Below are 23982 nucleotides of genomic sequence, written 5' to 3'. Positions count from 1 at the left end.
GTCTTAGAAAATTAGGGTGCAGCCGGGTCTCAAGGTGGGGTGCGGCCAGGGGCCTCCCTGACCGCTGCCGGCCTCTACCGGTGCTGCTCCGTGTAGTGCGCGCGCAGCAGGTCGGCGCCCCAGTCGTGGCGGACGTGCCGCCAGACGGAGTGGGCGTGGTTGCCGTCGTCCTGGGTGTTGTCGTACTCGATGAGGAAGTCCGGGGCCCGGACGCAGTAGTAGTGCCGGTCCCCGAGGACGAGGCCGCCGCCCCAGGCGAAGGAGAGCGCGTCCAGTCCTCGCGCCACGGCGTCGGACCAGCATTCCTGCGCGTACGCGGCGGGCGCGCGGTCGAGGTAGCGGCGCACCAGGCGCTCCAGCAGCCGCTGCTGACCGGGCGTCATGTCGCCGTAGGGCAGTCCGGTCGGCAGCAGGTCCGGATCGGCGAACGGGTCGTCGCGGGTCAGGATGTCGTCCGGCGGCGCGGCGGCGAAGACCGCCTTCGCCCGTCGGCCGGCGTCCAGGTCCGTGGTCAGCTCCCGGGCCAGATCCTCCTCCGGCCCCAGCAGCCGTCGGCCCGCCTGCGGACCGTCCGCGATACGCGCGGGCTCCGCCCCGATGAAGTGCGGCGTCACCCGCATCCCGGCCGCCGTGATCACTACATGTACGGCGAGGTGGTGGCCGTTCATCCGCCAGCCCCACGGACCCTCGCCGTCCGGGTCGCCCAGCAGCCGCACCCAGTAGCGGTCGCGGTCGGCACCCGGGGCGCCGACCAGGGCGCGGCGGTGCCGCTCCACCTCGATCGCGCCGCGCGCCAGTTCCGCTCCGGGTGCGCTGTGCGCCGCGGTCAGCAGCGCGTCGACAGCCTCGCGCTGCTCGCCGCCGAGGCCCTCGGTGGGCAGCCCGGGGCGCGGGCCCGGCAGATACGTCCACTCCCGCAGCGCGGGCGCGTCCAGCCGGTCGGGCCCCGCGCGCAGCTCGCGCACCTGCTCCGGTTCCAGCACGGACAGCAGCGCGTGCACGGCCTCCCGCATCTCCGCGGCCTTCGCCTTCAATGAGGACCCGCCCACTGCTCCTCCTCGCCCCGTCGGCGCCCGATCCGGCGCCCCCCTGTGATCCATGGTGCGCCATGCGGCGTCGCGCCTGAGCCAAGCCTCACGAACTCACGCGAGCAGCTCCCCGAATTGTCCATCCGCTGGCTCTGCGACGCCGATGAAGTGGCCGGATACGGGCCGGATATGGGCCGACCACCCCAGCGCTGTCAGGTCGGCCGTGAGGGTCGCCGCATCGTGGAACACCTTCACGATGCGGTACTGGCTGCCGTCGTCGAGCCGCCGCAGCGCCGCCGGGGCCGACTGGTCTGCCAGGACGTTCTCCCCCGCGGCAGCGGCGGGGCCGTCGTCGATGAAGATCGCTTTGCCGCCCGGCGCGAGCGCGGCGGCGACGGTGTTCCAGAAGCCGGGCCAGCGCGTCGGCGGGACGTGGGAGAGCCAGAAGGCGAAGAACACGGTGTCGTAGCGCCGTGGCGGCTGCCAGGCGAACAGGTCCGCCTGAATGAACTGGACGGTGGGGGATGTGGTCCGTGCCCGAGCCAGGGCCAGCACTTCCGCCGCCGCGTCGACCGCCGTCACCGACCGCGCCCGCGCCGCGAGCCTTCCGGTCCACTGGCCCGTTCCGCAGGCCAGCTCCAGCACATGCCCGGCAATCGGAAGGTCATCGAGGACGGCCGGCAGATCCCTCAGCTCTTCGCACTCCGCGTAGGGCCGGTCGTATTCGGCAGCGCCCGCCCTGTAGTAGGCCATCTGCTCGGCCAGGAGAGCATCGTCGTCCATGCGAGTTCCTCTCAGCCTCGGCTCAGCTTCCGCTCAGCCGAAAGCCACCTTCGGCCTTCGCCCATGGGCAAGGTCAAGAGCCGTCCGGACGGTCCCGGCGGAGTTCCTCGTACCGCTGCGCATAGACATCGATCGCCTGGTGAACCGTGCAGCCGAGCGTTTCGCGGATGGTCGCGATCGCGGAGATGGTCCGGTGCTGCAGGATGTCGCGATCCACGCTCTCGGGCAGCTGTTCCATGCGGCGAGAGCCTATCGGCGCGGGTCGCTCAGGTCGTCGGGAGCGCGGGCGTGATGTGGCTCAGGACGCACAGCCAGCGGCCGTCCCGTCTGACGTACACGTCGGTCGTCCACTCGTCCGCGTCGTAGCGCTTGCCCTGGTAGTGGGCCGTGTTCGTGACTCGCCCGGTGAGGATCGCGGTGTCTCCGTAGAGGCGGACCCTGGGGCGCGTCTCCAGGTCCATCGCCGAGTGGGTCAGCTCCCCGGTCGCGACGAGGGAGAGGAACTCGTCCTTTGAGGAGATGCCCGACTCGGAGACGATGACCCATTCGTCGGCGATGAAGCCGGCGATGCGTTCCGCGTCATTGGCGACGATCGCGACAGCCCAGTCCTCTGCGAGGCGGATGAGCTGGGCCTCTGCCTCTTCCGCTACGTCGACGGGCGCCTGAGGGGATGAATCGGGTGTTTCGTCCACGGTCCAACCGTAGGCCTGCCCGGCCGATCTGTCCTAGTCCCTGTCCTTGCTGGCGGCCTACCCTTGCCGCATGGTGCAGAGCAAGGCGACCGACGTCGACGGATACCTCGCCGAGGCCGGCGACGACCGCAGGGAGGCGCTGACCGCGCTGCGGGGGTTGTGCCGGGCCGAGCTCAAGGGGTTCGACGAGGTGATGGCGTACGGCATGCCCGCGTATCAGCGGGACGGGGCCGCCGAGATCGCCTTCGCCAGCCAGAAGCAGTACATCTCCTTCTATCTGATGCGCACCGACGTCCGTGAGGCGTTCGAGGAGCGGCTGGCGGGACAGGACATGGGCAAGGGCTGTCTGCGGTTCCGCAAGCCGGAGGCCGTGGACTTCGATCTCGTACGAGACCTGCTGCGGGCCACCGTCGCACGCTCCGGCGAGGTCTGCTGACCCGCCCGGTTCAGGCGGGCAGGTCGGCGAGCCAGGCCGTCAGGTGCCGGCTGACCTCGTCGGGGCGTTCCTGCTGGATCCAGTGGCCGCAGCCCTCCAGGAGGTGTGAGGCGCGCAGGCCGGGGAGGGTCGTGGGGTACGCCTCGATCGCGTCGGCCAGCCAGGTGGTGGACGCGTCGAGCGCGCCGCCGAGGAACAGGGACGGCTGGGGGATCGGGGCGCCGGCGAAGGACTGGAAGTCCTCCCAGTCGCGGTCCATGCAGCGGTAGCGGTTCAAGGCGCCGGTGAGGCCCGTGCGCTCGAACTCCGCCGCGTAGACGTCGAGTTCCGCCTCGCCGAGCCAAGACGGCAGTTGGTCGGTGGGGAAGCGGTCGCGCAGGGTCGCGCCGGGGCTCACGAAGTGCGGGTCCGGGGCGTCCGGCGCGGGCATCGTGTCGCCGGAGAAGGCGGCGTAGAAGCCGGCGAGCCAGCCCCGTACGTCCGGTTCGATCTCGCGCTCGGCGCGGCCCGGCTCCTGGAAGTAGGAGACGTAGAACTCGTCCTCCCCGCCCATGCCCGCGAACACCTCGCTCGGCCTGGGGCCGCCGGGCGGCGTGTACGGCACGCTCAGCAGGCCGACGGCGCGGAAGACGTCGGGGCGCAGCAGGGCGGAGTGCGCGGCGATGTTCGCGCCCCAGTCGTGCCCGACGATCACCGCGGACCGCTCGCCCAGCGCCTCCACCACGGCCACACTGTCCGCCACCAGCTCGGTCATCCGGTACGCCGCCACCGCCTCCGGCCGCGACGAACGCCCGTAGCCGCGCACATCCACGGCCACCGCGCGGTATCCCGCCGCGGCCAGTACCGGCAGCTGACGGCGCCACGAGTACCAGGACTCCGGGAAGCCGTGCACCAGCAGGACGAGCGGGCCGCTGCCCTGTTCCACCAGGTGGATCCGGCCGGCGGGGGAGGGGACGAGGCGGTGGGTGACGTTGACGTTCGGGAGCGGGTCCTGGTGGGGCATGGGTCCAATCCTCCGTGGCGGGCCGTCGGGGCCGGGTTGTGCTCGTACGGCGATCCTGCGGGGCCGGGGCGGACGTGGGCGAGGAATTTTGCCGGTCCGGCAAACGGAGCGGCGGGATGCGCAGCTCAGGGCCATTGTCAGACCCTCGGCCTACTGTGATCGGTATGGATACGGCGAGCGCGGAGAAGGTGCGGCTGGTGCCCTGGGCGGAGGGCGACTTCTGGCTGCTGCGGAGGAACAACAGCCCTGAGATGACCGAGCACTTGGGCGGACCGGAGTCGGAGGAGAAGCTGGCCGCCCGGCATCGCAGGTATGTCGAGCTGGAGACAGGGGGGATGTTCCGGGTCGTGCTGGCGGACGGTGGCGAGAGCGTCGGGGCGATCGGGTTCTGGGAGCGGGAGTGGCAGGGGGAGACCGTGTGGGAGACGGGGTGGGGGGTGCTGCCCGAGTTCCAGGGGCGGGGGCTTGCGGCGGCGGCCGCCCGCGCCGTCGTCGAGACCGCGCGGGCGGCCGGCCGGAACCGGTATCTGCATGCCTTTCCGGGCGCGGAGCACGCCGCGTCGAACGCCGTCTGCCGAAGAGCCGGGTTCACGCTCATGGGGCAGTCACGGTTCGAGTACCCGAAGGGGCACTGGATCACGTCCAACGACTGGCGGGTGGATCTCGGGGAGGCTGCTTAGACGCCCGTCAGTGACCGGCGTCCCGCAACTCCCGTACCACCCTTGCCGCCACGGGCACCGACACCCCGTGCCGCTCGGCCGCGCGCAGCAACGCCCCGCCGATCGCGTCGAGTTCCAGCGGGCGGCCGGCCTCGGCGTCGCGCTGCATCGACGACTTGATGTGCGGCGGGAAGGAGTCGTAGCGGGCGAGTGCCTGGGCGGGGTCGCCGGGGCCGCCGCAGGCGCGGCTGACGGCCGCCGTCTCCTCCACCAGGGCGGTCAACTCCTCGCGGTGGCGGGTGCGTACGTCGCCGAGCGGGAGGCCGTAGCGGGTGGTCAGCAGGGCGAAGGGCGCCAGGAAGGACATCTTCGCCCAGAGGGCCGCCGTCTCGTCGGGCAGGACACGCGTGGTCGGACCCGCGGCGGTGAGGGCGGCGGCGAGGGTGTCGAGGCGGTCCGGGGGTACGTCCGTGCCGGTCAGGTCGATCTCGGCGAAGGGGCTGCTGTGCTCGATCCGCCCCGCCGCGACGCGAGTCGACTCCGCGCGGATGACGGCGGGGGCGACCCGGTCGGGGCGGTAGCGGGCGCGCAGGGTCGCGGGGTGGTCGACGCCGTTGAGGAACGGTACGAGGAGGGCGTCGCCGACCGCGGTGGGCGGGACGCGGTCCAGGGCTGCGTCAAGTGCCGTGTGTTTGACGGCGATCAGGCAGGCGTCGACCGGTTCGCGCAGCTCGGTGCCGGCCTCGACGCGGGCCGTGAAGTCACCGAACATCCCGCTGTTGACCTGGATTCCGGCCGTGTTGAGTGTCTTGATGGTGTCCTCTCCGGCCAGGCAGATCACGCGATGCCCGGCACGGGAAAGGAGGCCTGCGAGCAGTCCGCCGATGCCACCGGGACCGAGTACGGCCACGGTGAGTTCGTCGTTCGCCATGTGTGTCCCCATTCGTCGGTCGGCCCCGGAGCGGTGGCCGCCTCGGAGTGATCATCCCAGGCCGCGTGCGCACCGGCGCAGGTTTCTCGGCGGAATCTCTGCCCATCGCAGTGCGTGGGGTGAGACTGGAGTCATGTGCCGCAGTATCAAGACGCTTCGTCCGCCGGTGTTGGCCGATGAGGCGACCGAGGAAGAGATCCGGGCCGCCGCCTTGCAGTACGTACGGAAGGTGTCCGGCTTCCGGGCCCCGGCCGCACACAACCAGGAGGTGTTCGACCGAGCCGTGGACGCGATCACCGAGGCGACCGCCGAGTTGCTGGACGGGTTGGAGATCCGGGGGGTGGCGGCTCGACGGGCGGGGTAGCAGCGCGCCCCGAAGGGGCGCGGGGAACTGCGCGACCAGCCCTCACCGGCCCGCAGCCGAATCACCGTGCCCCCAGCGGAGCGCTTACGCAGGGCGCCGCCGCATGAGATAGCCCGCCACCGCCCCCGCCCCAAACAGCGCCCCCACCGACACAGCCGTCGCCACCCACGTCGCTCCCAGCCAATGCGCGCCGAAGTAGCCGAGGGCGACGCTGTACGTGGCCCAAGAGAGACCGGCCAGCGCGGACCAGGGGAGAAAGTCGCGGGCGCGACGATGCGCCGCGCCGGCGGAGAAGGAGACGACCGAGCGGCCGGCGGGGGCGAACCGGGCCAGGACGACGAGGGCTCCGCCACCGCGGGCGAGGGCCGTGCCGAGACGTTCCTGCGCGGTGCTCAGACGCCGGGAGCGGGCGATCGCGCGGTCCAGGCGGGGGCCGCCCGCCCAGGCAAGGCGGTAGGCGACCAGATCGCCCAGCACGGAAGCCGTCGTGGCGCACAGCGTCAGGGCCAGGATGTCGGGGACCTGTTGCGGTACCCCGCCCGTCGCCGAGCCCGCCGCTGCCGCCGTCGCCGCCGTGATGACCAGGACCCCGCTGGGCAGAACCGGGACGAAGACGTCCAGGAGGATGGACAGGGCCACCACGGCATAAATCCATGGGCTGGCTGTCAGCGACCCCACACTCTCGAACACCATGACTCCCCGTGACTCCCCCGTAGAACCGCCCGACCGCGCCGCGACGTCGCGGGGAGCGGCAGGGGCGGCCCATAACAGCCATACAGCGTACGCCGGGGGTGTGACAGGGGATTCACGGGGGGCTCGTGGGTCCCGCACGGCAAGTTCACGCACGGCGTGTTCACGCACGGCATGTTCACCCGGCTGCCGCGCCCCGGGGGCGGCGTCGGCCGGTGTCCCGTAGCACGGACAAGGGGCGACACATCACTCCTGAACGTGAGGAACGGTACACATCATGGTGGCAGGTATATGCGCGGGCGCCGTCGCCGCGGCCGTGCTCGCGGCCGGCAGCGGCGCCGCCGAGTACTGCTCGGTGCAGAAGGACGGGCGTTTCGTGCCGCCCTCGGCCCATGTGGCGACGGACGCCGTCACATATGACATGGCACTGGTGCCGGCCGGGTCGTGGATCGAGATCCGTCAGCTGACCGAGGAGAAGACCGGCAAGACGACCGTACGGCTGTGGGTGAAGGGCATGAAGCCCGGGCACGCGTACGGCGTCCATGTGCATCAGAAGCCGTGTGCCGCCGACCCCGCCGCCGCGGGCGGGCACTACCAGAACAAGGTGTCCACCGACCCCGCGGACGTCAACGCCGAGAACGAGGTCTGGCTGGACTTCACCGCGGGCCCGAACGGCAGCGGCCGGGCGAGCGCCTACCACGACTGGGGTTTCCGGGAGGGCGAGGCGTCCTCCGTGGTGATCCATGACGTGCCCGGCCCGAGCGGGGGCCGCGTGGCCTGCTTCACGGTTCCCTTCGTGTAGGGCGCAGGTCGTACAGGGCGCCGCAATCGCCGTACCGCCTGAAGACGCGACGGCGCCTCCCCCGCACACGAGGGAGAGGCGCCGTAGTACCGCTGCGGAAACCGGTGCCGGTCAGGCGGCCACCGGCGTCTGGTGCGAGGCCCGCTGCTCACTCTTCGAGCGCTTCGCGAGGAGCTGGTCCAGGCTGAGCGCGCCGGAACCGGTGAAGACCAGCAGCAGGAAGGCCCAGCAGTACATCGCCGCGGCCTCGCCGCTGTTCTCCATCGGCCACAGGGCCTCCGGCTGGTGGACCTTGAAGTACGCGTACGCCATGGAGCCCGAGGCGATGAACGCGGCGGCGCGCGTGCCCAGGCCGAGCAGGACGAGGCCGCCGCAGACGACCTCGATGACGGCGGCGTACCAGCCGGGCCAGGTGCCCGCGGACACCGTCCCGCCCTGGCCGTCGGCCCCGCCCAGGACCCCGAAGAGCTTGGAGGCGCCGTGGCAGAAGAAGAGCAGGCCGATGACGATGCGGAACAGGCCGAGGGCGTAGGGCTGAGCGCCGTTGAGACGTGCGGTCAGTCCGGACATGTGGGGGGTACTCCTTCGGTCGGGCCGGTCCATGGGGCGGAGCGGCCTGGGGGACGGAACCGAGCGAGTGACCAAGGCTAGGTGGGCCTAATCAATGCTTGCAAGTTCAACATTCGGCCATGGCGCGTATCCCTCTTGCGGCTCCGATTCGGCCGCCACCGCACGTAGAACCGCTCTCGCGACCGCGTCGGCGTCCGAAAGCGTGACCGAATCCACACCCGGTCTGGCGCCCGCCGCCGTCACCCAGTGCACGCCCTCGGTCGGCACCCCGAAGGCGAACCGCCTTGCGTGGGCCCGCCCTTGGCGGTCGATCAGACGATACGGGCGCGGGGTTACGTCCAGCCCTCCCGTTTCGTAACCGTCGACGATGTGCGGCCGGCACTGCCCGGTCTTCAGCAGCCGGGCCAGGAGGTCGTCGGCCGTGCGCCGCAGATCGGGTTCCGGAAGCCGTGCCTCTATGAGGGTCGTCACGTGTACGGCGGACCCCGCGACGTCGGGGGAGTGCGCGAGCCATGCCCCCTCGCCCTCCCGCACCTCCAGCCGCGGCCCGAGCACCTCCACCACGCCCGCCTCCATCAGGGCAGCCAGCTCCTCGATCCGGCGCCGGGGCGGGCCGATGGAGAGGAACGCGTTGAGCGGCGTGTACCAGCGGTCCAGATGATCCCGGCGGGACGCGCCCGCGAGGTCGCCGTGGTCGACGATCTGCCGCAACTCGTTGCGCAGATCCCGCAGCACGTCGAGCGCCGCCTTCAGCGGACCGGCGACATTGCCGAGCGCGGCCTGAGCGGCGTCCTCCCGCAGATACGCCAGCAGCCACGCCCGCCAGGCGCCGGGATCGGCGAAGTCCCGCCCCGCGTACGGGCGGGAAATACGGTCCCAGGACCAGCGATCGGCCTCCGCCACCCCGAACTCGTCCAGCACGGCGGACTCTTGAGGGCTGCGGTGAGGGACGGCGAGGAAACGGTCCCGGAAATCCTCCCGGACCCCCAACAGTGCCTCGTAATAGACCGTCTCCACCTCCTTCGCCACCAACGGCCATATCTCCGTCAGGAAGTCCGGCGCCTCGCCGGAGTCGGCGCGTTTGCGGAAGCGGGCGATGGTCTCGTCGGTGAGGACGAGGGGGAGGTGGCGGCCGTAGGGGCCCTTGGCGTTGTCGCCGCGGGCCTGGTAGGGGATGCCGCGGCGTGAACCGGCGTACAGGCGGGGCTCGTTGCCGGAGGGGACGTAGCGCAGGGTGCCGGTGGCCGCGCGGAGGAAACGGCCGTCGCGGCCGGTGGTCAACAGGGCCAGGTGGTCGAAGAAGTTGAGGCCCAGGCCGCGCAACAGCACTGGTTCGCCGGGGGAGATGGCGGAGAGGCCGACGTCCGCCGGGTTGGCGGGGGGTATGTGGCGCAGGCCGTGCGTCTCGGCGTAGACCGCGTGCCGTCGCTGGGCCAGGTCCGCGACCGTCGGCAGATGGCCCTGGGCGAGGACGACGGCGGACAGGCCGGCGAGGGTGCGGCCGTCGTCGAGGGTGAGGGTCTGGCGGCCGTCGGGGGCGTCGCCGAGGCGTACGGCCCGTGCCGCGTGGGTCTCGACGCGTACCGCCCGCGGTGCCTCGCGGACGACCTTCGCGAACACCCACTCCAGATAGCGGCCGTAGTGCGCGCGGGTCGGGTACTCGTCGGGGCCCAGATCGCCGTCCGCCCACTCGTGCAGGCTGGGGCCGGGGCGGACCGGGCCCGAGCAGTCCACGCTGTCGTCGGTGAACAGGGTCACCTGACTGGCCACCGTGTTCATCAGCAATTGCCCGGACTGCGCGGAGCGCCAGACGCGGCCGGGGCCGGGCGGCGCCGGGTCGATCACATGGACCCTCAGCCGGGCGCCCGGTGGGAGGAGTTCCGGCGCGGAGGCGCAGAGGCGTTCCAGGACGCTGGTGCCGCGCGGCCCCGCGCCGACGAGGGCGACCCGGACCTCGGCGGACTCGGCGTGCGCTGCGGATTCCGCGGGCGGTGCAGACAAAACGGTGTCTCCCGGGCGTGTGGGGCGCGGTGCGGCAAACCGCCCAGGGGAAGCGGACGGTCCGCCTCATCATGCCGTCGGGAGAGGGAAGATCCGAGCCTGGGGGTCGCGGAGTGTGGGGCGCCTCACGTGCATCACGGGCATCACACGCATCGCGCCGCGAACCGGTCCCTTCACCGCGTCAGCTGCGATTCCTCCACCGTCTTCAGCCGCGCCCCGCCGCCCGCCTTCTCCGCCCGCGCCTGATCGATCCGCAGCCGCGCCGAACGTCCGCGCAGTGTCAGGGTCATGAGTTGGTTGCCGAACCAGGGCCCGCCCGTGCACCGCCAGTCGATCGGCGGCCGGGGCACCTTGCCGTGTCCGGCGAACCGGCGCCCGAGGACCCGGGCGGTGGCGGACCAGCCGAAGCGGAAGCCGACGCGGATCGCGCTGTGGATGGCGTTGTGGACGGGGGAGCAGGTCAGCTGGAACACACGGGCGTCGGGACCGCCGGCGGACCACGTCGGCTCGGCGACGTACGCATGATGGACGTCCCCCGACAGCACACACACCGTCGCCGGCGCCTCGTCCCCCGAACCGGCCTCCGCGATCAGCGCCGTCAGTGCGTCGAAGGACTCCGGGAACGCCGCCCAGTGCTCCAGGTCCGCCGCCCGGCGCACCTTCTCCCCGAACCTCGCCCAGCGCGCGCCCTTCTCGCCCCGGCACAGCGCCGCGTTCCACCCCTCGGCGTCGTGCACCAGGTGCGGCAGCAGCCAGGGCAGGGACGTGCCGATGAGGAGGTGGTCGTACGAACCGGGCTCCTCCAGCGCCTGTTCGCGCAGCCACCGCTCCTCGCCGGGGTCGAGCATCGCGCGGCTCCCCTCGTCGAGGACGCGGGCCGCGCGGGTGTCCACCATCAGCAGCCGTACGCGGCCGAAGTCGCGCCGGTAGCTCCAGCGGACGGAGGTCGGGTCGGCGTCGGCCTTGGCGGCGAAGGCGCGCAGCGCGTCCGTGCCGTCGGGTGTCTCGCGTACGGCCGTGTACAGCGGGTCGTCGGCCAGCTCGGCAGGGGAGAGGTTGCCGATGTGCTGATGGACCCAGTACGACATCAGGCCGCTCAACAGCCGTTCGCGCCACCACGAGGTGGCCCGCATGTCGGCGAGCCAGGCGGCGGAGGTGTTCCAGTCGTCGATGACGTCGTGATCGTCGAAGATCATGCAGCTGGGCACGGTGGACAGCAGCCAGCGCACCTCGGGGTCGAGCCACGACTCGTAATAGAGGCGTGTGTACTCCTCGTAGTCCGCGACCTCGCTGCCGGGTGGTTCGCGCAGATCGCGGCGGGCGGCGAGCCAGCGGCGGGTGGCCTTGGAGACCTCGTCCGCGTAGACCTGGTCGCCGAGCAGCAGCAGTACGTCGGGCCGTTCGCCGTCCGGGTCGGCCGCCATCCGCGCGGCCAGCGTGTCCAGGGCGTCCGGGCCCACCGGGTCGGCCTCGTCGGCGGGCGGCGCGGCCCAGCGGCAGGAGCCGAAGGCGACCCGGACGGCGTCGTCCTCGGCCGGCGTGTGGATCAGGGAGGGCGGGAAACGGGACTCGGGCAGCGGCCACACGCGCGCGCCGTCGAGGAGCACCTCGTACGACTGCGATGTGCCCGGGGTGAGGCCGTGCACCTCGATGAGCGCGTAGTGATGCCCCGCGATCTGGAAGGTGGGGGACTCGCCGCGTGTGCCGTCGGCGCAGCGCACCTCGGCGGTACACGGACGGCCCGCCTCGACCCAGATGGTCGCGGACGAGCCGTCGGCGTATCTCAGCAGTGGTCCCAGGCGCAGTTCGGCCACCTCATGCCCTCCTCCGTCGCCCCGTACGGTACGGAACGACGGAGGTCAGCGGGGAGGTTCCGCAGATCACGGTTTGCCGAACTCCGTCGGTACGTCCGTCAGCAGCCGGACAGGTAGTTCGTCAGCGCGCTCTTCTCGGCGGAGTCGACGGAGAGGTCGTAGTAGTACTTCACCTGGACCCAGGCGCGGACGTAGGTGCAGCGGTACGAGGAGACCGACGGCATCCAGGTGGCCGGGTCCTGGTCGCCCTTGGACTGGTTGACGTTGTCGGTGACGGCGATCAGCTGCGGACGGGTCAGGTCGTTGGCGAAGGACTGGCGGCGGGAGGTGGTCCAGCTGTCGGCGCCGGAGTCCCAGGCCTCGGCCAGCGGAACGAGGTGGTCGATGTCGACGTCGGAGGCGGCGGTCCAGGTGGCGCCGTCGTAGGGGGAGAACCAGCGGCCGCTGGTGGCGGCGCAGGAGGAGTCCTGGACGACGTTCGTGCCGTCGCGCTTCAGGACGACCTCACGGGTGTTGCAGGAGCCGGACTGGGTGATCCAGTGGGGGAAGAGATCGCGGTTGTACCCGGTGCGGTCCTCGGTGGCGACGGTGAGCTGGGCGAGGTAGCTGCGCGCGGTGGCGCCGCTGACGGGGGTGGGGAGGGCGGCGGAGGCGGTCGGGCTGTTGAACAGCGCGACCGAGGCTATGAGTCCGGTGAAAGCCGCGAGTATGCTGAGGCGTCGACGCGCGTAGAACTTCGGCATGCGAACTCCCTTGGGTCGTGGGGGTGTTGGGTGCGAGCGGGGACATGCTCGCGACGCCGTGTTGCGCTCGGGTGTTCGTTCGGTAAGAAGCTAGTGACGTGCGCATGACACATCAAGGTTGAGAGCGGAACTTTCTGGTCCGTGTGCCGTCCCGTACGATGAATGACGCAGAAGGGGAGTAGCTCTTCGCCGGACCGTCGACATACTGCTCAGCTCGTCTGAGCCGGCGCCCGGAGGCGGGCCTCATGTGTGAGGCCGGCCAGCGAGACCTTCGGCAAGCAGTGCACCGACCGTGCGCTGCCGTGCCGAGGTGTCGCATGTGACATAGCACTCTCGGTGGGGCAGCCCCGACCGATTGAGGAATCTTGATCAGCTTGACCGTGACGGCCGTCGTGTTCGGCGTCGTCTTCCTCGCCGAACTGCCGGACAAGACCGCACTCGCCGGGCTCGTCCTCGGCACCCGCTATCGCGCCTCGTACGTCTTCGTCGGCGTCGCCGCCGCGTTCGCGCTGCATGTCGCGCTCGCCGTCGCGGCGGGCAGTGTGCTGACGCTGCTGCCGCAGCAGATCCTGCACGCGCTGACCGGCGTGCTCTTCCTCGGTGGGGCGGCGGTGCTGCTGATGAAGAAGGACGAGGACGAGGCGGAGATCCGCAAGCCGGAGAACCAGACCTTCTGGAAGGTGTCCGGGGCCGGGTTCATGCTCATCCTGGTCGCCGAGTTCGGTGATCTGACGCAGATCATGACCGCGAATCTCGCCGCCCGGTACGACGACCCGCTCTCCGTCGGACTCGGTGCGGTGCTCGCGCTGTGGGCCGTCGCCGGACTCGGCATCGTCGGTGGAAAGGCGCTGATGAAGCGGGTTCCGCTGGCGCTGATCACCAAGATCGCGGCGCTGCTGATGCTGGGGCTCGGGGTGTGGAGTCTGTGGGAAGCCGTGGCCGGGTGAGCTGAACGGTCGGTGAACCCTTCTCGAAGGTGGTGGCGGGAACGGGTCTTGTTTTGTACCGTGAGGGAACAAAGTGGCTCCGCCCGTTTTCCCTGACCGGCGGGCGGGCCCGCTTTGTTCTTGTCGTTTCTCGGGGGCCAGCCTTCTCTTCCTTCTCTTCCGCGCCTTGGAGTTGCCGATGACGGCCACGACCGTGCTCACCGCCCGCGCCCTGCTGCTCGACATGGACGGCACACTCGTCAACTCCGATGCCGTCGTCGAGCGGATCTGGCGGCGCTGGGCCGAGCGGAACGGGCTTGATGGGGACGAGGTCATGAAGGTCGCGCATGGGCGGCAGGGGCATGCCACGATGGCGTTGCTGCTGCCGGAGCGGGCGGTGGAGCGTAATCATGCGGACAATGCGCGCATGCTTGCGGAGGAGACGGCCGATGTGGACGGTGTCGTCGCCATCCCGGGGGCGTACGAGTTTCTGGGCTCGCTGCGGGGGTTGCCGCATGCGCTTGTCACGTCTGCGGATGTTGCTCTGTCCACGGCTCGGATGGCTGCGGCGGGTCTTGCTCTGCCTGATGTGCGCGTCACTGCTGAGTCGGTCGGCGCGAGTAAGCCTGATCCGGAGGGTTTCCTCAAGGGGGCCGCGGAATTGGGTGTCGCCCCGGCCGACTGCATCGTGTTCGAGGACTCGGCTGCGGGGATCCAGGCGGGCAAGGCGGCGGGGATGCAGGTCGTGGGCGTCGGGGAGCGGGCCGGGTTCCATGGGCCGGACGCGTTGGTGCGGGACCTTACGCAGGTGCGGGTGACGGGTGTGGGTGACGGGACGCTTCGGGTGTACGTCGGTTAGGGCGCCGGTGCTGTGAGGTGCCCGGCGTGGGGGCTGGGCGGGGGTGGGTCGCGCAGCCCGGCGCTGACGGGGTGCCGCCTGCGCCCACCCGTGCCGCCCCAGGCGGCACGCATGCCCGCAGCTTGGCGGGACGGGGTGTCCGCGGCTGGGCGGGACGGCTGCCCGCAGGCTCCGTTGTCCTATGGCTCCTGTGTCTCCGACTCCAGGCGTTCTCGGGTTTCGAGGTCGTAGACGCCGTACTGCTGGGGCACGATGCCGCGCCACAGTTGGTACTGGCGGACCGCGTCCTCGACGCCCTCGTTGTAGTTGCCCTTGGCCTCTCTCGTGTAGACGTCGGCCTCGGTGAGGCGGAGTTCGAGTTCGATGACCTCTGGGCCCTCGTCGCCGCGGCGCAGGACGGGGGGTTCGGCTTCGCGGCCGTTTTCCGGTGCGCCGGCGGAGTTGGTGGCGGTGGCCGTCGGGGCGGGCGTCGTCGGTGTGGACGTGTTGGTCGGGGTCGGTGCGGGGGTGTTGGAGCGGGTTGGGGTTGGGGAGGGGGAGCCGTTCTCGGTGGGGGTGGGGGATGGGGCCGCGGACCTCGAGGGTGCGGATGTCTTGCTCGCGGTCGGTGAGTCGGGGGGCGCGGTGGGCGTGGTGTCCGGGACGCTTGCCCGGACCTCCTCCGGTGCGGCCTGGTCCCGGGTGGGGGTGTCGTACGAGAAGACGCCGCTCGCCAGGCCCGCCGCGGTGACGACGGTGACGAGGACGCCCGCGACGCCGAGCATGAGGGTGCGGCGGGGGCGGCGGGGTGATTCCTCGGGCGGTGAGCCCAGGGGGCTGTCGAAGGTGACCGGTCCGCCCGTGAACAGGCTCAGGTCGACGTCACTGGGCTCGGTGGCCGCCGGTGCCGGTGGAGTCGTCGGCGGTACGGGCGGCAGCGGCATCGTGGAATGTGGGTCCGCGGCTCTGGGTGGGACCTCCGCCGCGCCCTCCAGTTCGACGTACGGCCGGATGCGCAGCGGATCGAAGTCCTCCGCCGCTGCCGCCTCCGCCGTACGCACATCGCGCAGCGCCTCGGCCGCGCGCTCGGTGCAGGCGCAGGACGGGGTGTTGTCGGGTCCCCTGGGCGCCCCGCATTCCGGGCATTGGTGACCCTTCGACTCTGCCACGCTTTCGTTCCCTCCCCTTGCGAACTCCAGCGATTATGCAGACCCTTCCTCCACACGTTCCACACACGCCCCGGAATAGCGCCTTCCACTCGGATTGAACAGGCCATAACCGGTCACACCGGCCAGGATGGAGGAGTAACGAGAGCCGCGGGAGGTCTTCATGGCCGGGGACACGCACGGTAGGACGGGGAATGTGGAAGATGGACAGCCCCCGGAGCGGGCCCCCAAGAAGGGGGTTGCCGCCCGGGAGAACGTCTCCGCGAACGTCCTCGTCCCGATCGGCGCCCTGCTCCTCGGGATGCTGCTCGCGGCCCTCGACCAGACCATCGTGTCGACCGCGCTGCCCACCATCGTCAGCGACCTCGGCGGCATGGATCACCTGTCGTGGGTGGTCACCGCGTACTTGCTGGCGTCGACGGCGGCGACTCCGCTGTGGGGCAAGCTCGGTGACCAGTACGGACGGAAGCGGCTGTTCCAGATCGCGATCGTGATCTTTCTGATCGGATCGGCGTTGTGCGGAATGGCGCAAAGCATGTCCGAACTGATCGCGTTCCGGGCGCTACAGGGTGTCGGTGGCGGCGGGTTGATGGTGCTGTCGATGGCGATCGTGGGCGACCTCGTGCCACCGCGTGAACGCGGGCGCTATCAAGGGCTGTTCGGCGCGGTCTTCGGCGCCACGAGTGTGCTCGGGCCGCTGCTGGGCGGGCTGTTCACCGAGCATCTGAGCTGGCGCTGGGTGTTCTACGTCAATCTGCCGGTCGGCGTCGTCGCGCTCGCCGTCATCGCGGCGGCCCTGCATATCCCGCACCGGGCGGCCAAGCACGTCATCGACTACCTCGGCACGTTCCTGATCGCGTCGGTCGCCACGTGTCTGGTGCTGGTGGCCTCTCTCGGTGGTACGACGTGGAGTTGGGGTTCGCCGCAGATCGTGGGTCTTGCGGTGCTCGGGGTCGTCCTCGCGGTGGTGTTCGTGGCCGTGGAGCGGAGGGCGGCGGAGCCGGTGCTGCCGTTGAAACTCTTCCGGATCCGTACGTTCACGCTCTCCGCCGTCATCAGCTTCATCGTCGGCTTCGCGATGTTCGGCGCGATGACGTATCTGCCGACGTTCCTCCAGGTCGTACAGGGCGTCAGTCCGACCATGTCCGGTGTGCACATGCTGCCGATGGTGCTCGGCATGCTGCTGGCCTCGACCGCGTCCGGGCAGATCGTCAGCCGCACCGGCCGCTGGAAGGTGTTCCCGGTCGCGGGCACCGGTGTGACGGCACTGGGCCTGCTCCTCCTCCACCAACTCGACGAGCACAGCTCGACAGCCGAGATGAGCACGTTCTTCTTCGTCTTCGGTCTCGGTCTGGGCCTGGTCATGCAGGTGCTGGTGCTGATCGTGCAGAACGCGGTGTCGTACGAGGATCTGGGCGTCGCGACTTCCGGCGCGACCTTCTTCCGGTCCATCGGGGCGTCGTTCGGCGTGGCGATCTTCGGCACGATCTTCGCGGGGCGTCTCGGCGAGAAGCTCACGGACGCGTTCCGGGGCGCTCAACTCCCGCCCGGTGTCTCGGTGGACGCGCTGGAGGCCGACCCGCGGGGCATCGCGGAACTGCCCGAGGCGCTGCGGCCGGCCGCGCTCAGCGCGTACGCGTCCTCCATCACCGACGTCTTCCTGTACGCCGCGCCCGTCGCCCTTCTCGGTTTCGTGCTGGCCTGGTTCCTCAAGGAGGACCGGCTGCGGGGGTCGGTGACGGCGCCCGACCTCACGGAGACGCTCGCCAGCAATCCGGTCGAGCGGTCGTCGTACGACGAGGTGTGCCGGGCGCTGTCGGTGCTCGGTACGCGGGAGGGGCGGCGTGAGATCTATCGCACGATCACGGAGCGGGCGGGGTACGACCTGTTGCCGGCGGCGAGTTGGCTGCTATTGCGGATGAAGAAGTACGGGTGGGCGGAACCCGGTGTTCTCGCCGAGCGCAGCTCCGTGCCGCTCACCGTCATCCTTGAGGCCGCGCGGCAGGTGGAGGAGCGGAGGCTGGCCGTTCGTGAGGGGATCGACCTTGTGCTGACCGATCGGGGGCGCGCGATCGCCGAGCGCCTCGCCCAGGCCCGGGAGGACTCTCTCGCGGACCTCCTGGGCAACTGGTGGACCTCCGACCGGCCCACCGATCTGACCCAGCTGGTCAAGGAGCTGAATGAGGAGCTGTGCGGGTCGGAACGGGAGCGGCCGCGTAATGGGGCGGCGGGGCGGGCTGTGGGGGGTGGTGGCTGAGCGTCGGCGGGTGCGGGTTGTTTGTGGCTGGTCGCGCAGTTCCCCGCGCCCCTTAGGGCGTGCAGTCACCCGTCATCTGGAATCGAAGCCCCTTAGCTTCTTGGCAACTGCCCACCTGCCTCCGGGGAGTCCGGGCCAGTGACATGGCCGGCTGTGTGATGGCCTCTCTCGTCACAGCCTCCTCATGCGTTGCTGATGCCGTTTGAGGTGGGGGGTTGGGGCAACCCGGGCTGTGGACCGGCTCGTACGGAGAGTCGGGTGGGTCTAGAACCCGGAAGGCATTCATGTCTGGCGTGATCATCGCTCTGATCGTGATCGTGGCGGTCGCCGTCATCGGCGCGGCCGTCTATCTGACCTTGCGCGGCCGGGGTGCGTTCGGCGGCGGCAGGGATCTCAAGAAGCGCTTCGGGCCCGAGTACGAGCGGACCGTGGCCCGGCACGACGGGGACACGCAGGCCGCCGAGCGCGAGCTGGCCGAGCGGGTGGAGCGGCACGGTGGGCTGCGGGAGCAGCCGCTGGAGCCTGCCGTGCGTGACCAGTACGCGGCCCGCTGGACGGCCGTGCAGGAGCACTTCGTCGAATCGCCGCGCGTGGCGGTCACCGAGGCCGACCGGCTGCTGGCCGAGGTGGCGGCCGTCCGCGGGTTCCCGGACGGCGAGCACTACGACGACCAGCTCGCCGCGCTGTCCGTGCACCACGCGGACCACGTGCACGGCTACCGGCGCATCCACCGCGTCGCGAACGCCCGTATGGGCACCGACGGGGACGACCGCGCCGGTACGGAGGAGATGCGGGAGGCCCTGATCGAGGCGCGGAAGCTGTTCGAGGACCTCGTCGACATGCACCAGCTGCAAAGGAGTTGAGGACTTGAAGAACATGCCGGAAGCGACAACCCCGCTCCTCCCGCACGACGAGCGTGACAAGCTCACGGAGCGCCTTCAGCACGCGGTCTCCGGATTCGTCGACGCGCCCCGGGCCTCCGTCGAGGAGGTCGACCGGGTGGTCGAGGAGATCACCGGCCGCGTCACCGACTCCCTGACCCAGCGCCGGCGCACCCTGCGCAGGACATGGCAGTCCGCCGAGGCCGAGGCCGAAGAGTCCGTGGCCAGCACCGACACCGAGCAACTGCGTCTCGCCCTGCGCGACTACCGCGAGCTCGCGGAACGGCTCCTACGCATCTGAGTCATCTGAGTCGACTGAGTCATCCGCCGTTCGGCGCTCCCGCCACTGCCGTGCGACGTCCTCGACGTCGTACGGCTTCATCCCGAGCGGAGGGCCGGGTGGCGGCTTGAACATCATCTCGCGGATCTTGACGTTGACGTCCGTGATGATCTTCCGGGCGATCCGCTCCGACGGTGCGACCAGGGCGGACGCCAGCGCGTCCTCCGCCTCCTTACGCAGCGCGAGGCTCGGCGGCAGCACCGACCATCCCTCGCGGGCCATCTTCTCCTTGATCCACCACAGTTCGTCATACGTGGTGTCGTAGCCCGACGGCAACGGCTTGCCCGCGCCCGGCAGTTGGGCGAACTCGCCGCGCCCCTCGGCGTCACGGATCTGCTTGTCGACCCAGGACTCGAACGGCACACCCGGTGGCTTTCGCTCGGTCATGAGTCCATTGTGCCGGACGCGGTGGGGCCGGGCGATTTATCATTCGGCGGCCAGGTAGGGACACTTCACGAGGAGCGCGACGTGCTCGAACTCACCATGGCCGCCGTTTCCGCGGCGGACGCGGGCGCCACGGCCGGCATGCTCATGGCCGACTCGCCCAGTGACCCGGGCGCCGTGCTGCGGGTGGGCCGGGACAAGTCGGTGTGCAGGCTGTCGACGCCCGACGACTGGCTGTTCGTCTCCCGGGTCCACCTGGAGTTCCTGTGCGGACCGGACGGCACCTGGCAGGTGACCTGGCTGCGCGGCTCCCAGCCCGATCCGTCCTCCGAGGTACGGCTGACGGTCGGCGAGCATGCGCAGCCGCTGGGCTACGGCGGGACGGTGCCGCTGCCGAGGGGCGGCAGCGGCGAGCTCGTCATCGTGGACCGCACCGCCCCCCGCAGCGTCAACGTCGGCTTCTATCACGAGGCTTGAGCGCCGGACACGCCCTACGCGAGCACGCGCGCCAGTGCGAAGCCGTCGTAGCCCTTGCTGCCCACCGTCTGGATCGCCGTGCCGCTGAGCCTCGGGTGGGAGCCGATGAGTTCGAGGGCGGCGCGGGTGCCGCGGACGTCGGGGGAGGTGTCGTCGGGGTCGGCGACACGGCCGCCGCGGACGACGTTGTCGACGATGATCAGGCTGCCCGCGCGGGTCAGCTTGAGCGCCCACTCCACGTAGCCCGGGTTGTTGGCCTTGTCGGCGTCGATGAAGACCAGGTCGAAGGGGGCCGGGTTCTCGTCGGCGAGGTGGGGCAGTGACTCCAGGGCCGGGCCGACCCGCACCTCGACGATCTTGTCGAGGCCCGCGCGGGCGATGTTGCGGGTGGCGACCTCGGCGTGCTTGGGGCTGTACTCGAGCGAGATCAGCCGGCCGTCGGAGGGGAGCGCGCGGGCCAGCCAGATGGTGCTGTAGCCGCCGAGCGTGCCGATCTCCAGGATGGTCCGGGCGCCCTGGATCTCGGCCAGGAGCTGGAGCAGCTTGCCCTGCGGCGCCGTGACGCTGACATGCGGGAGCTCGGCGGCCTCGCTGTCGCGCAGGGCGGCGTGCAGGACGTCGTCGTCCGGTGAGAGGTGGGCGGAGAAGTAGAAGTCGACGTCGTCCCAGCGCTGCGACTCGCTCATGCGCCTGCTGCCTTCCCTAGGGCTGTTCAGAAAGAACCACGGGTTTTCCCTGCCAGTGTGATCCCGGCCCCACGCTTCAGTCGACCGGCCCAGGTGCGTGTGTCGGCATCGGGGGCGCGTCCGGCGGCAGGGGCAGCGGGCGCCGCCTGGAACGTCGTACGGCGATCAGGACCATGGCCGTGACGATCGCCGCCACTGTCCCGACGACCGTCAGCAGCCAGGCCGGGATGCCGGCGACCGTGCGGAGGCGGTCCTCGTAGATCACCTGCTGGAAGGCGGTGTCGGCCGGGGCCTGCCGCAGGACGTGGTCGCCGGAGATGGCGGCCGGGCGCGGGAACTCCTGGCCGATGGCGGTGAGGAACGGGGTGCCTTCGGCGAGTTCGGCGAGCGGGCCGGTCTGTGCGGTGACGCGGCCGGCGTGGAGGACGCGGGGGCGGGAGCCGCCGATCGCGGACGCCGGTTCCATGCGGTGGGCGGCGAGGACGTACAGGCCCAGCGACTGCGGGGTCGTCGCCGTGCGGGACAGGCGCATCGGGTAGACGGGCTCGTCGGCGGCGAAGGTGAGGTGGAGCGGGTCCAGGGCGCCGCTCAGGGGGGCGTCGGCGGTCTTCGGGGTGAGGCGGACCGCTACGTACTCCCAGCGGCGGTCGACGTACGGGCGCAGTTCGCCTTCCAGCTGGGCGGGGAGGGCGAAGCCGTTGGTGTCCAGCCAGTCGCCGAGCGCGTCCGGGTCGCGGGCGGTCAGCCGGGCCACGTCGAACGGGCCGAGGCGCTGGCGGCCGACCACGCTGACGTCCGGGGGAGGTCCGGCGCCGGGGCCCGGTCCCGGTGGGGCGCCGGCTCCGTCGCCGGTGACGAGGGGCCAGTCGCCGTCCTGGGGCCAGAAGTGGTAGCGGTCGCGGTGCACGGGGGCGGTGGCGCGGTCCAGCTCGTCGAAGAGAGCAGGGTCGCCGAGGCGTACGGTCGCGCGCTGCGGGACCGGCATGATCCAGGCGGCGCGCTCCGCGTCACCGGTGACGGTCAGCCGCATCACGATCTGCTGCTGCCGGCCGTCCCAGCGGACGACGGACACTTCCCGGTTGACGGCGACATTCTGTTGCGCGCCCGGGATCAGCGCGCCGCAGCCGCAGGCGTACGCCGGGGCGAGCAGGGAGGCCAGCTGGAGGGCCAGCACGGCCAGGAGGACGGTGAGGACGCGTGCGTTCGCCCATTCCCTTGGTCGAACCGCCATGGTCTGTGCCCCTCCTTTGTGCGACGAACAGGTCGCATTGTGATCCATCTCGCGTCCCACGGAGGCAACCTCCCCACCCCCGGACTATCGTCTTGCAGACAAAAGAAGAGGGGACGTCAGGTGAAGTGGGGATGGCCTGCGTCCTTCTCCGGGGGCGGTGCGAGCCCCACAGGGTTCGCAAAGAATCCTCACACGTGAGACGCGTGGGGCGAACGGGGCGGGAGGCCGACGAGGCGTGGCGAATGCGGAACACAGCGGGCGACCGGCGGGTGCGTTCGGAGCGACGGCCATCGGTACGGCCAGGGCACGCCTGCGCGCGGCCCGCCTGGGCTTGTGGCTGGTCGCCGCGATCCTCGCCGTACGGCAGGTGGCCGTCGTCCTCAGCACTCCGCGCGGAGAGCGGCTGACAGACCTCGAGACCTGGGTCGGTGACAACGGCGTCCTGCACGTGGAGGGCTCGCTGTACGACTCGACGCAGTTCACCGGCACCCCCGTGGTCGGTCTCGTCCTCAAGCCCCTCACCCGCTCGGCCGAACAGGCGCTCGGCTGGGGCTGGACCTTCGGCACCCTGCTCCTGGTCGTCGCGCTCGGCCTGGTCGTGGCCCGCGCCCTGCCCAAGCCGGTGACCTGGCGGGCCTCCATCCTGGCCGCGCCGGTCGCGATCAGCCTACTGATGCTGTCGCTGCCGGTGCGCAACGCCTTCTGGCTCGGCCAGACCGGCATCATCCCCGTCCTGCTCGTCCTGGCCGGCTGCTTCGCCGTCCGCGGCGAGCGCGCCAGCGGCGTCCTGATCGGCCTGGCCGCCGCGCTCCAGCCGACCGTGCTGCTCTTCGCCCCGCTGCTGTGGTTCACCGGCAGACGCCGGGCCGCCCTGTCCACCGGGATCACGTTCGCCGCGTGCACGGCGCTGGCATGGGCGGCGATGCCGCACGACTCGTACACCTACTGGGTGCACCACATGGCGGGCGTCGGCCTCGGCGGCGCGGCCGACGACCTCGCCAACCAGTCCCTGCACGGCGCGCTGCTGCGGCTGGGGCTGTCCGGTCCGCTGGAGATCGGACTGTTCCTGGCGCTCGGCGCGACCGTCGCCGTCCTCGGCCTGCGCCGGGCCGTGCGCTACGCCCGCGACGGCCAGCTGCTTCTCGCGGTCGCGGTCACGGGCTGCACGGCGATCGCGGTCTCCCCGACCACCTGGCAGCACCAGCTCCTGTGGGTCCTCCTCGCGGTCGTCGGCCGGGTCGGCAAGCGGGCCTCCGACCGCTATGTCTGGCCGGTCGCCGTCGTCATCGTGATGACGCTCCCGGCGAAGATGCTGCTGCCGAACATGTCGGCGGTGTACACGCTCCGCGACAACGTGGTCCTGATCGCCGCCGTGGCCGCCGCCACCGCCATCCCGTTCCTGTCGAGGACATCCCCGTACTACCGCGCACCGATCCCCACGGAGTACGCCCCACCCGTCCCGGCCCGCTTCAAGCGCGTCCCCCTCCTGCCGTTCCTGCGCCGCGTCCTCACCCGCCCGAACCTGCTGCTCGAGCTGCTGCTCATCCGCGTCACCTACGCCGCCTACCAGAAGGTCCGCCTCGCGGCGACCGGCGGCAGCAACGCGGAGGGCCGGGCGACGGCCGAGCACCACGCCGACCAGATCCTGTCGCTGGAGCGGTTCCTCCAGATGGACATCGAGCACTGGGCGAACCACGCCGTGGTGAAGGTCGACTGGCTGCGGGGCTTCTTCGACTTCTACTACACGTCGTTCCACTTCGTGGTCCCGCTGAGCGTGCTGGCCGTCCTGTACTGGCGCCGCCCGGTCGACTACCGCTGGGCCCGCGCCTCCATCGGCCTCACCACGCTGCTGGCCCTGGTCGGCTTCTGGCTCTACCCGCTCGCTCCGCCCCGTCTGATGCCGGGCCTCGGCATCATCGACACCGTCCACGGCGTCCAGGACTTCTCCAAGCCGGACTACGGCACCCTGACCGCGCTCACCAACCAGTACGCCGCGATGCCGTCGCTGCACTTCGGGTGGTCCCTGTGGTGCGGGCTCGTCATCGCGATCATCGCGCCGAAGTGGTGGATGAAGGGGCTGGGGCTGCTGCATCCGTTCTTCACGCTCACGGCGATCGTGGTCACCGGGAACCACTGGATTCTCGACGCGGTGGGTGGCGCGATGGTGGTCGGTGCCGGGTTCGGGCTGGCGTACGTCTTCCAGGGGCCGCGGGCGCGGATGGTGAAGGAGGCCGCTGTCGGGGAGGAGCGGGAGCTGGTGAAACCGGGCGCCTGAGCGGC

The 23982-nt window shown here is 70.9% G+C and carries 25 protein-coding genes and 1 pseudogene; 11 read left to right on the top strand and 15 right to left on the bottom strand.

Annotated elements, in window-relative coordinates; all coding sequences use genetic code 11:
* Positions 1 to 74: 74 nt before the first annotated feature.
* The 4 genes from AB0I98_RS24545 to AB0I98_RS24530 form a co-directional block, all read right to left on the bottom strand.
* Positions 75 to 1049 carry a DUF3500 domain-containing protein gene (locus tag AB0I98_RS24545; RefSeq protein WP_362945113.1) on the bottom strand — a complete coding sequence of 325 codons (975 nt, stop codon included), beginning with the start codon at positions 1047 to 1049 and terminating at the stop codon, positions 75 to 77.
* A 93-nt stretch (positions 1050 to 1142) separates the two neighbouring features.
* Positions 1143 to 1811, bottom strand: coding sequence for a class I SAM-dependent methyltransferase (locus AB0I98_RS24540; protein ID WP_362945111.1), 669 nt, complete (start codon positions 1809 to 1811; stop codon positions 1143 to 1145).
* A gap of 73 nt (positions 1812 to 1884) precedes the next feature.
* Positions 1885 to 2049, bottom strand: a complete 165-nt coding sequence (locus tag AB0I98_RS24535) for a hypothetical protein (protein ID WP_362945109.1) — start codon at positions 2047 to 2049, stop codon at positions 1885 to 1887.
* Between the two features lie 28 nt (positions 2050 to 2077).
* Positions 2078 to 2503 carry a nuclear transport factor 2 family protein gene (locus AB0I98_RS24530; RefSeq protein WP_362945107.1) on the bottom strand — a complete coding sequence of 142 codons (426 nt, stop codon included), beginning with the start codon at positions 2501 to 2503 and terminating at the stop codon, positions 2078 to 2080.
* Positions 2504 to 2573: 70 nt separating this feature from the next.
* Between AB0I98_RS24530 and AB0I98_RS24525 the strand changes: the two genes are divergently transcribed.
* Positions 2574 to 2939 carry a DUF1801 domain-containing protein gene (locus AB0I98_RS24525; RefSeq protein WP_362945105.1) on the top strand — a complete coding sequence of 122 codons (366 nt, stop codon included), beginning with the start codon at positions 2574 to 2576 and terminating at the stop codon, positions 2937 to 2939.
* 10 nt (positions 2940 to 2949) lie between these two features.
* Here the strand turns inward: AB0I98_RS24525 and AB0I98_RS24520 are convergent, their stop codons facing one another.
* The gene (locus AB0I98_RS24520; protein ID WP_362945103.1) at positions 2950 to 3942 is read right to left on the bottom strand and encodes an alpha/beta hydrolase; all 993 of its coding nucleotides are present in this window, start codon (positions 3940 to 3942) and stop codon (positions 2950 to 2952) included.
* Between the two features lie 164 nt (positions 3943 to 4106).
* On the opposite strand from AB0I98_RS24520, the gene AB0I98_RS24515 reads away from it, so the two are divergent.
* Positions 4107 to 4622 (top strand): GNAT family N-acetyltransferase, encoded by a 516-nt coding sequence (locus AB0I98_RS24515; RefSeq protein ID WP_362945101.1) that lies wholly within the window; start codon positions 4107 to 4109, stop codon positions 4620 to 4622.
* Between the two features lie 7 nt (positions 4623 to 4629).
* On the opposite strand, the gene AB0I98_RS24510 is transcribed toward AB0I98_RS24515, so the two are convergent.
* Positions 4630 to 5532: a 2-dehydropantoate 2-reductase gene (locus AB0I98_RS24510; RefSeq protein WP_362945099.1), complete on the bottom strand. Its 903-nt coding sequence runs from the start codon at positions 5530 to 5532 to the stop codon at positions 4630 to 4632.
* A gap of 133 nt (positions 5533 to 5665) precedes the next feature.
* Between AB0I98_RS24510 and AB0I98_RS24505 the strand changes: the two genes are divergently transcribed.
* The gene (locus AB0I98_RS24505; protein WP_362945097.1) at positions 5666 to 5896 is read left to right on the top strand and encodes a DUF2277 domain-containing protein; all 231 of its coding nucleotides are present in this window, start codon (positions 5666 to 5668) and stop codon (positions 5894 to 5896) included.
* An 84-nt stretch (positions 5897 to 5980) separates the two neighbouring features.
* Here AB0I98_RS24505 and AB0I98_RS24500 read toward each other — a convergent pair whose 3' ends face one another.
* Positions 5981 to 6586, bottom strand: coding sequence for a VTT domain-containing protein (locus AB0I98_RS24500; protein ID WP_362945145.1), 606 nt, complete (start codon positions 6584 to 6586; stop codon positions 5981 to 5983).
* Between the two features lie 277 nt (positions 6587 to 6863).
* Here AB0I98_RS24500 and AB0I98_RS24495 point away from each other — a divergent pair, with 277 nt between their 5' ends.
* Complete coding sequence (locus AB0I98_RS24495; RefSeq protein WP_362945095.1) at positions 6864 to 7388, top strand: superoxide dismutase family protein; 525 nt, start codon at positions 6864 to 6866, stop codon at positions 7386 to 7388.
* A gap of 111 nt (positions 7389 to 7499) precedes the next feature.
* Here the strand turns inward: AB0I98_RS24495 and AB0I98_RS24490 are convergent, their stop codons facing one another.
* The 4 genes from AB0I98_RS24490 to AB0I98_RS24475 form a co-directional block, all read right to left on the bottom strand.
* Entirely contained in the window at positions 7500 to 7949 is a 450-nt protein-coding gene (locus AB0I98_RS24490; RefSeq protein ID WP_362945143.1) for a DoxX family protein, read from the bottom strand.
* A 96-nt stretch (positions 7950 to 8045) separates the two neighbouring features.
* Positions 8046 to 9959, bottom strand: a complete 1914-nt coding sequence (locus AB0I98_RS24485; RefSeq protein ID WP_362945093.1) for an FAD/NAD(P)-binding protein — start codon at positions 9957 to 9959, stop codon at positions 8046 to 8048.
* Positions 9960 to 10132: 173 nt separating this feature from the next.
* Entirely contained in the window at positions 10133 to 11773 is a 1641-nt protein-coding gene (locus AB0I98_RS24480; protein ID WP_362945091.1) for an alkaline phosphatase D family protein, read from the bottom strand.
* Positions 11774 to 11871: 98 nt separating this feature from the next.
* Positions 11872 to 12516, bottom strand: coding sequence for an HNH endonuclease family protein (locus tag AB0I98_RS24475; RefSeq protein ID WP_362945089.1), 645 nt, complete (start codon positions 12514 to 12516; stop codon positions 11872 to 11874).
* A gap of 365 nt (positions 12517 to 12881) precedes the next feature.
* Between AB0I98_RS24475 and AB0I98_RS24470 the strand changes: the two genes are divergently transcribed.
* Both AB0I98_RS24470 and AB0I98_RS24465 read left to right on the top strand, forming a co-directional pair.
* On the top strand, positions 12882 to 13463 hold the full coding sequence (locus AB0I98_RS24470; protein WP_362945087.1) for a TMEM165/GDT1 family protein: 582 nt from the start codon (positions 12882 to 12884) through the stop codon (positions 13461 to 13463).
* 178 nt (positions 13464 to 13641) lie between these two features.
* On the top strand, positions 13642 to 14301 hold the full coding sequence (locus AB0I98_RS24465; RefSeq protein ID WP_362945085.1) for an HAD family hydrolase: 660 nt from the start codon (positions 13642 to 13644) through the stop codon (positions 14299 to 14301).
* A gap of 179 nt (positions 14302 to 14480) precedes the next feature.
* Here AB0I98_RS24465 and AB0I98_RS24460 read toward each other — a convergent pair whose 3' ends face one another.
* On the bottom strand, positions 14481 to 15449 hold the full coding sequence (locus tag AB0I98_RS24460; protein WP_362945083.1) for a peptidoglycan-binding protein: 969 nt from the start codon (positions 15447 to 15449) through the stop codon (positions 14481 to 14483).
* A 160-nt stretch (positions 15450 to 15609) separates the two neighbouring features.
* Between AB0I98_RS24460 and AB0I98_RS24455 the strand changes: the two genes are divergently transcribed.
* The 3 genes and pseudogenes from AB0I98_RS24455 to AB0I98_RS24445 all read left to right on the top strand — a co-directional run.
* Positions 15610 to 17703 carry an MDR family MFS transporter gene (locus AB0I98_RS24455; protein ID WP_362945081.1) on the top strand — a complete coding sequence of 698 codons (2094 nt, stop codon included), beginning with the start codon at positions 15610 to 15612 and terminating at the stop codon, positions 17701 to 17703.
* Positions 17704 to 17987: 284 nt separating this feature from the next.
* Positions 17988 to 18566: a hypothetical protein gene (locus AB0I98_RS24450; protein ID WP_362945079.1), complete on the top strand. Its 579-nt coding sequence runs from the start codon at positions 17988 to 17990 to the stop codon at positions 18564 to 18566.
* A 34-nt stretch (positions 18567 to 18600) separates the two neighbouring features.
* A pseudogene (locus AB0I98_RS24445) lies at positions 18601 to 18885 on the top strand (hypothetical protein); the annotation flags it as partial.
* Here AB0I98_RS24445 and AB0I98_RS24440 read toward each other — a convergent pair.
* Positions 18874 to 19311, bottom strand: coding sequence for a DUF1992 domain-containing protein (locus AB0I98_RS24440; RefSeq protein WP_362945077.1), 438 nt, complete (start codon positions 19309 to 19311; stop codon positions 18874 to 18876). The pseudogene AB0I98_RS24445 and the gene AB0I98_RS24440 sit on opposite strands and share 12 nt — an antisense overlap.
* A gap of 81 nt (positions 19312 to 19392) precedes the next feature.
* Between AB0I98_RS24440 and AB0I98_RS24435 the strand changes: the two genes are divergently transcribed.
* Positions 19393 to 19785 (top strand): hypothetical protein, encoded by a 393-nt coding sequence (locus AB0I98_RS24435; RefSeq protein WP_362945075.1) that lies wholly within the window; start codon positions 19393 to 19395, stop codon positions 19783 to 19785.
* A gap of 14 nt (positions 19786 to 19799) precedes the next feature.
* Here AB0I98_RS24435 and AB0I98_RS24430 read toward each other — a convergent pair whose 3' ends face one another.
* Together AB0I98_RS24430 and AB0I98_RS24425 are read right to left on the bottom strand one after the other, a co-directional pair.
* Positions 19800 to 20471 (bottom strand): O-methyltransferase, encoded by a 672-nt coding sequence (locus AB0I98_RS24430; protein ID WP_362945073.1) that lies wholly within the window; start codon positions 20469 to 20471, stop codon positions 19800 to 19802.
* Between the two features lie 76 nt (positions 20472 to 20547).
* Entirely contained in the window at positions 20548 to 21702 is a 1155-nt protein-coding gene (locus AB0I98_RS24425; RefSeq protein WP_362945071.1) for a DUF2330 domain-containing protein, read from the bottom strand.
* Positions 21703 to 21937: 235 nt separating this feature from the next.
* On the opposite strand from AB0I98_RS24425, the gene AB0I98_RS24420 reads away from it, so the two are divergent.
* Entirely contained in the window at positions 21938 to 23977 is a 2040-nt protein-coding gene (locus tag AB0I98_RS24420; RefSeq protein WP_362945070.1) for a bifunctional glycosyltransferase 87/phosphatase PAP2 family protein, read from the top strand.
* Positions 23978 to 23982 lie beyond the last annotated feature (5 nt).

It is taken from the genome of Streptomyces sp. NPDC050211, assembly GCF_040656035.1.
Classification (GTDB): domain Bacteria; phylum Actinomycetota; class Actinomycetes; order Streptomycetales; family Streptomycetaceae; genus Streptomyces.
The sequence above is the reverse complement of the archived record's forward strand: the minus strand, read 5'-3'. Positions and strand labels throughout refer to the sequence as shown.

Bases quoted from the DNA above. Each gene is read 5' to 3' on its own strand.
- AB0I98_RS24540 (WP_362945111.1), bottom strand. From the start codon at position 1,811: ATGGACGACGATGCTCTCCTGGCCGAGCAGATGGCCTACTACAGGGCG.
- AB0I98_RS24535 (WP_362945109.1), bottom strand. From the start codon at position 2,049: ATGGAACAGCTGCCCGAGAGCGTGGATCGCGACATCCTGCAGCACCGG.
- AB0I98_RS24525 (WP_362945105.1), top strand. From the start codon at position 2,574: ATGGTGCAGAGCAAGGCGACCGACGTCGACGGATACCTCGCCGAGGCC.
- AB0I98_RS24520 (WP_362945103.1), bottom strand. From the start codon at position 3,942: ATGCCCCACCAGGACCCGCTCCCGAACGTCAACGTCACCCACCGCCTC.
- AB0I98_RS24515 (WP_362945101.1), top strand. From the start codon at position 4,107: ATGGATACGGCGAGCGCGGAGAAGGTGCGGCTGGTGCCCTGGGCGGAG.
- AB0I98_RS24510 (WP_362945099.1), bottom strand. From the start codon at position 5,532: ATGGCGAACGACGAACTCACCGTGGCCGTACTCGGTCCCGGTGGCATC.
- AB0I98_RS24505 (WP_362945097.1), top strand. From the start codon at position 5,666: ATGTGCCGCAGTATCAAGACGCTTCGTCCGCCGGTGTTGGCCGATGAG.
- AB0I98_RS24495 (WP_362945095.1), top strand. From the start codon at position 6,864: ATGGTGGCAGGTATATGCGCGGGCGCCGTCGCCGCGGCCGTGCTCGCG.
- AB0I98_RS24475 (WP_362945089.1), bottom strand. From the start codon at position 12,516: ATGCCGAAGTTCTACGCGCGTCGACGCCTCAGCATACTCGCGGCTTTC.
- AB0I98_RS24465 (WP_362945085.1), top strand. From the start codon at position 13,642: ATGACGGCCACGACCGTGCTCACCGCCCGCGCCCTGCTGCTCGACATG.
- AB0I98_RS24455 (WP_362945081.1), top strand. From the start codon at position 15,610: ATGGCCGGGGACACGCACGGTAGGACGGGGAATGTGGAAGATGGACAG.
- AB0I98_RS24450 (WP_362945079.1), top strand. From the start codon at position 17,988: ATGTCTGGCGTGATCATCGCTCTGATCGTGATCGTGGCGGTCGCCGTC.
- AB0I98_RS24440 (WP_362945077.1), bottom strand. From the start codon at position 19,311: ATGACCGAGCGAAAGCCACCGGGTGTGCCGTTCGAGTCCTGGGTCGAC.
- AB0I98_RS24430 (WP_362945073.1), bottom strand. From the start codon at position 20,471: ATGAGCGAGTCGCAGCGCTGGGACGACGTCGACTTCTACTTCTCCGCC.
- AB0I98_RS24425 (WP_362945071.1), bottom strand. From the start codon at position 21,702: ATGGCGGTTCGACCAAGGGAATGGGCGAACGCACGCGTCCTCACCGTC.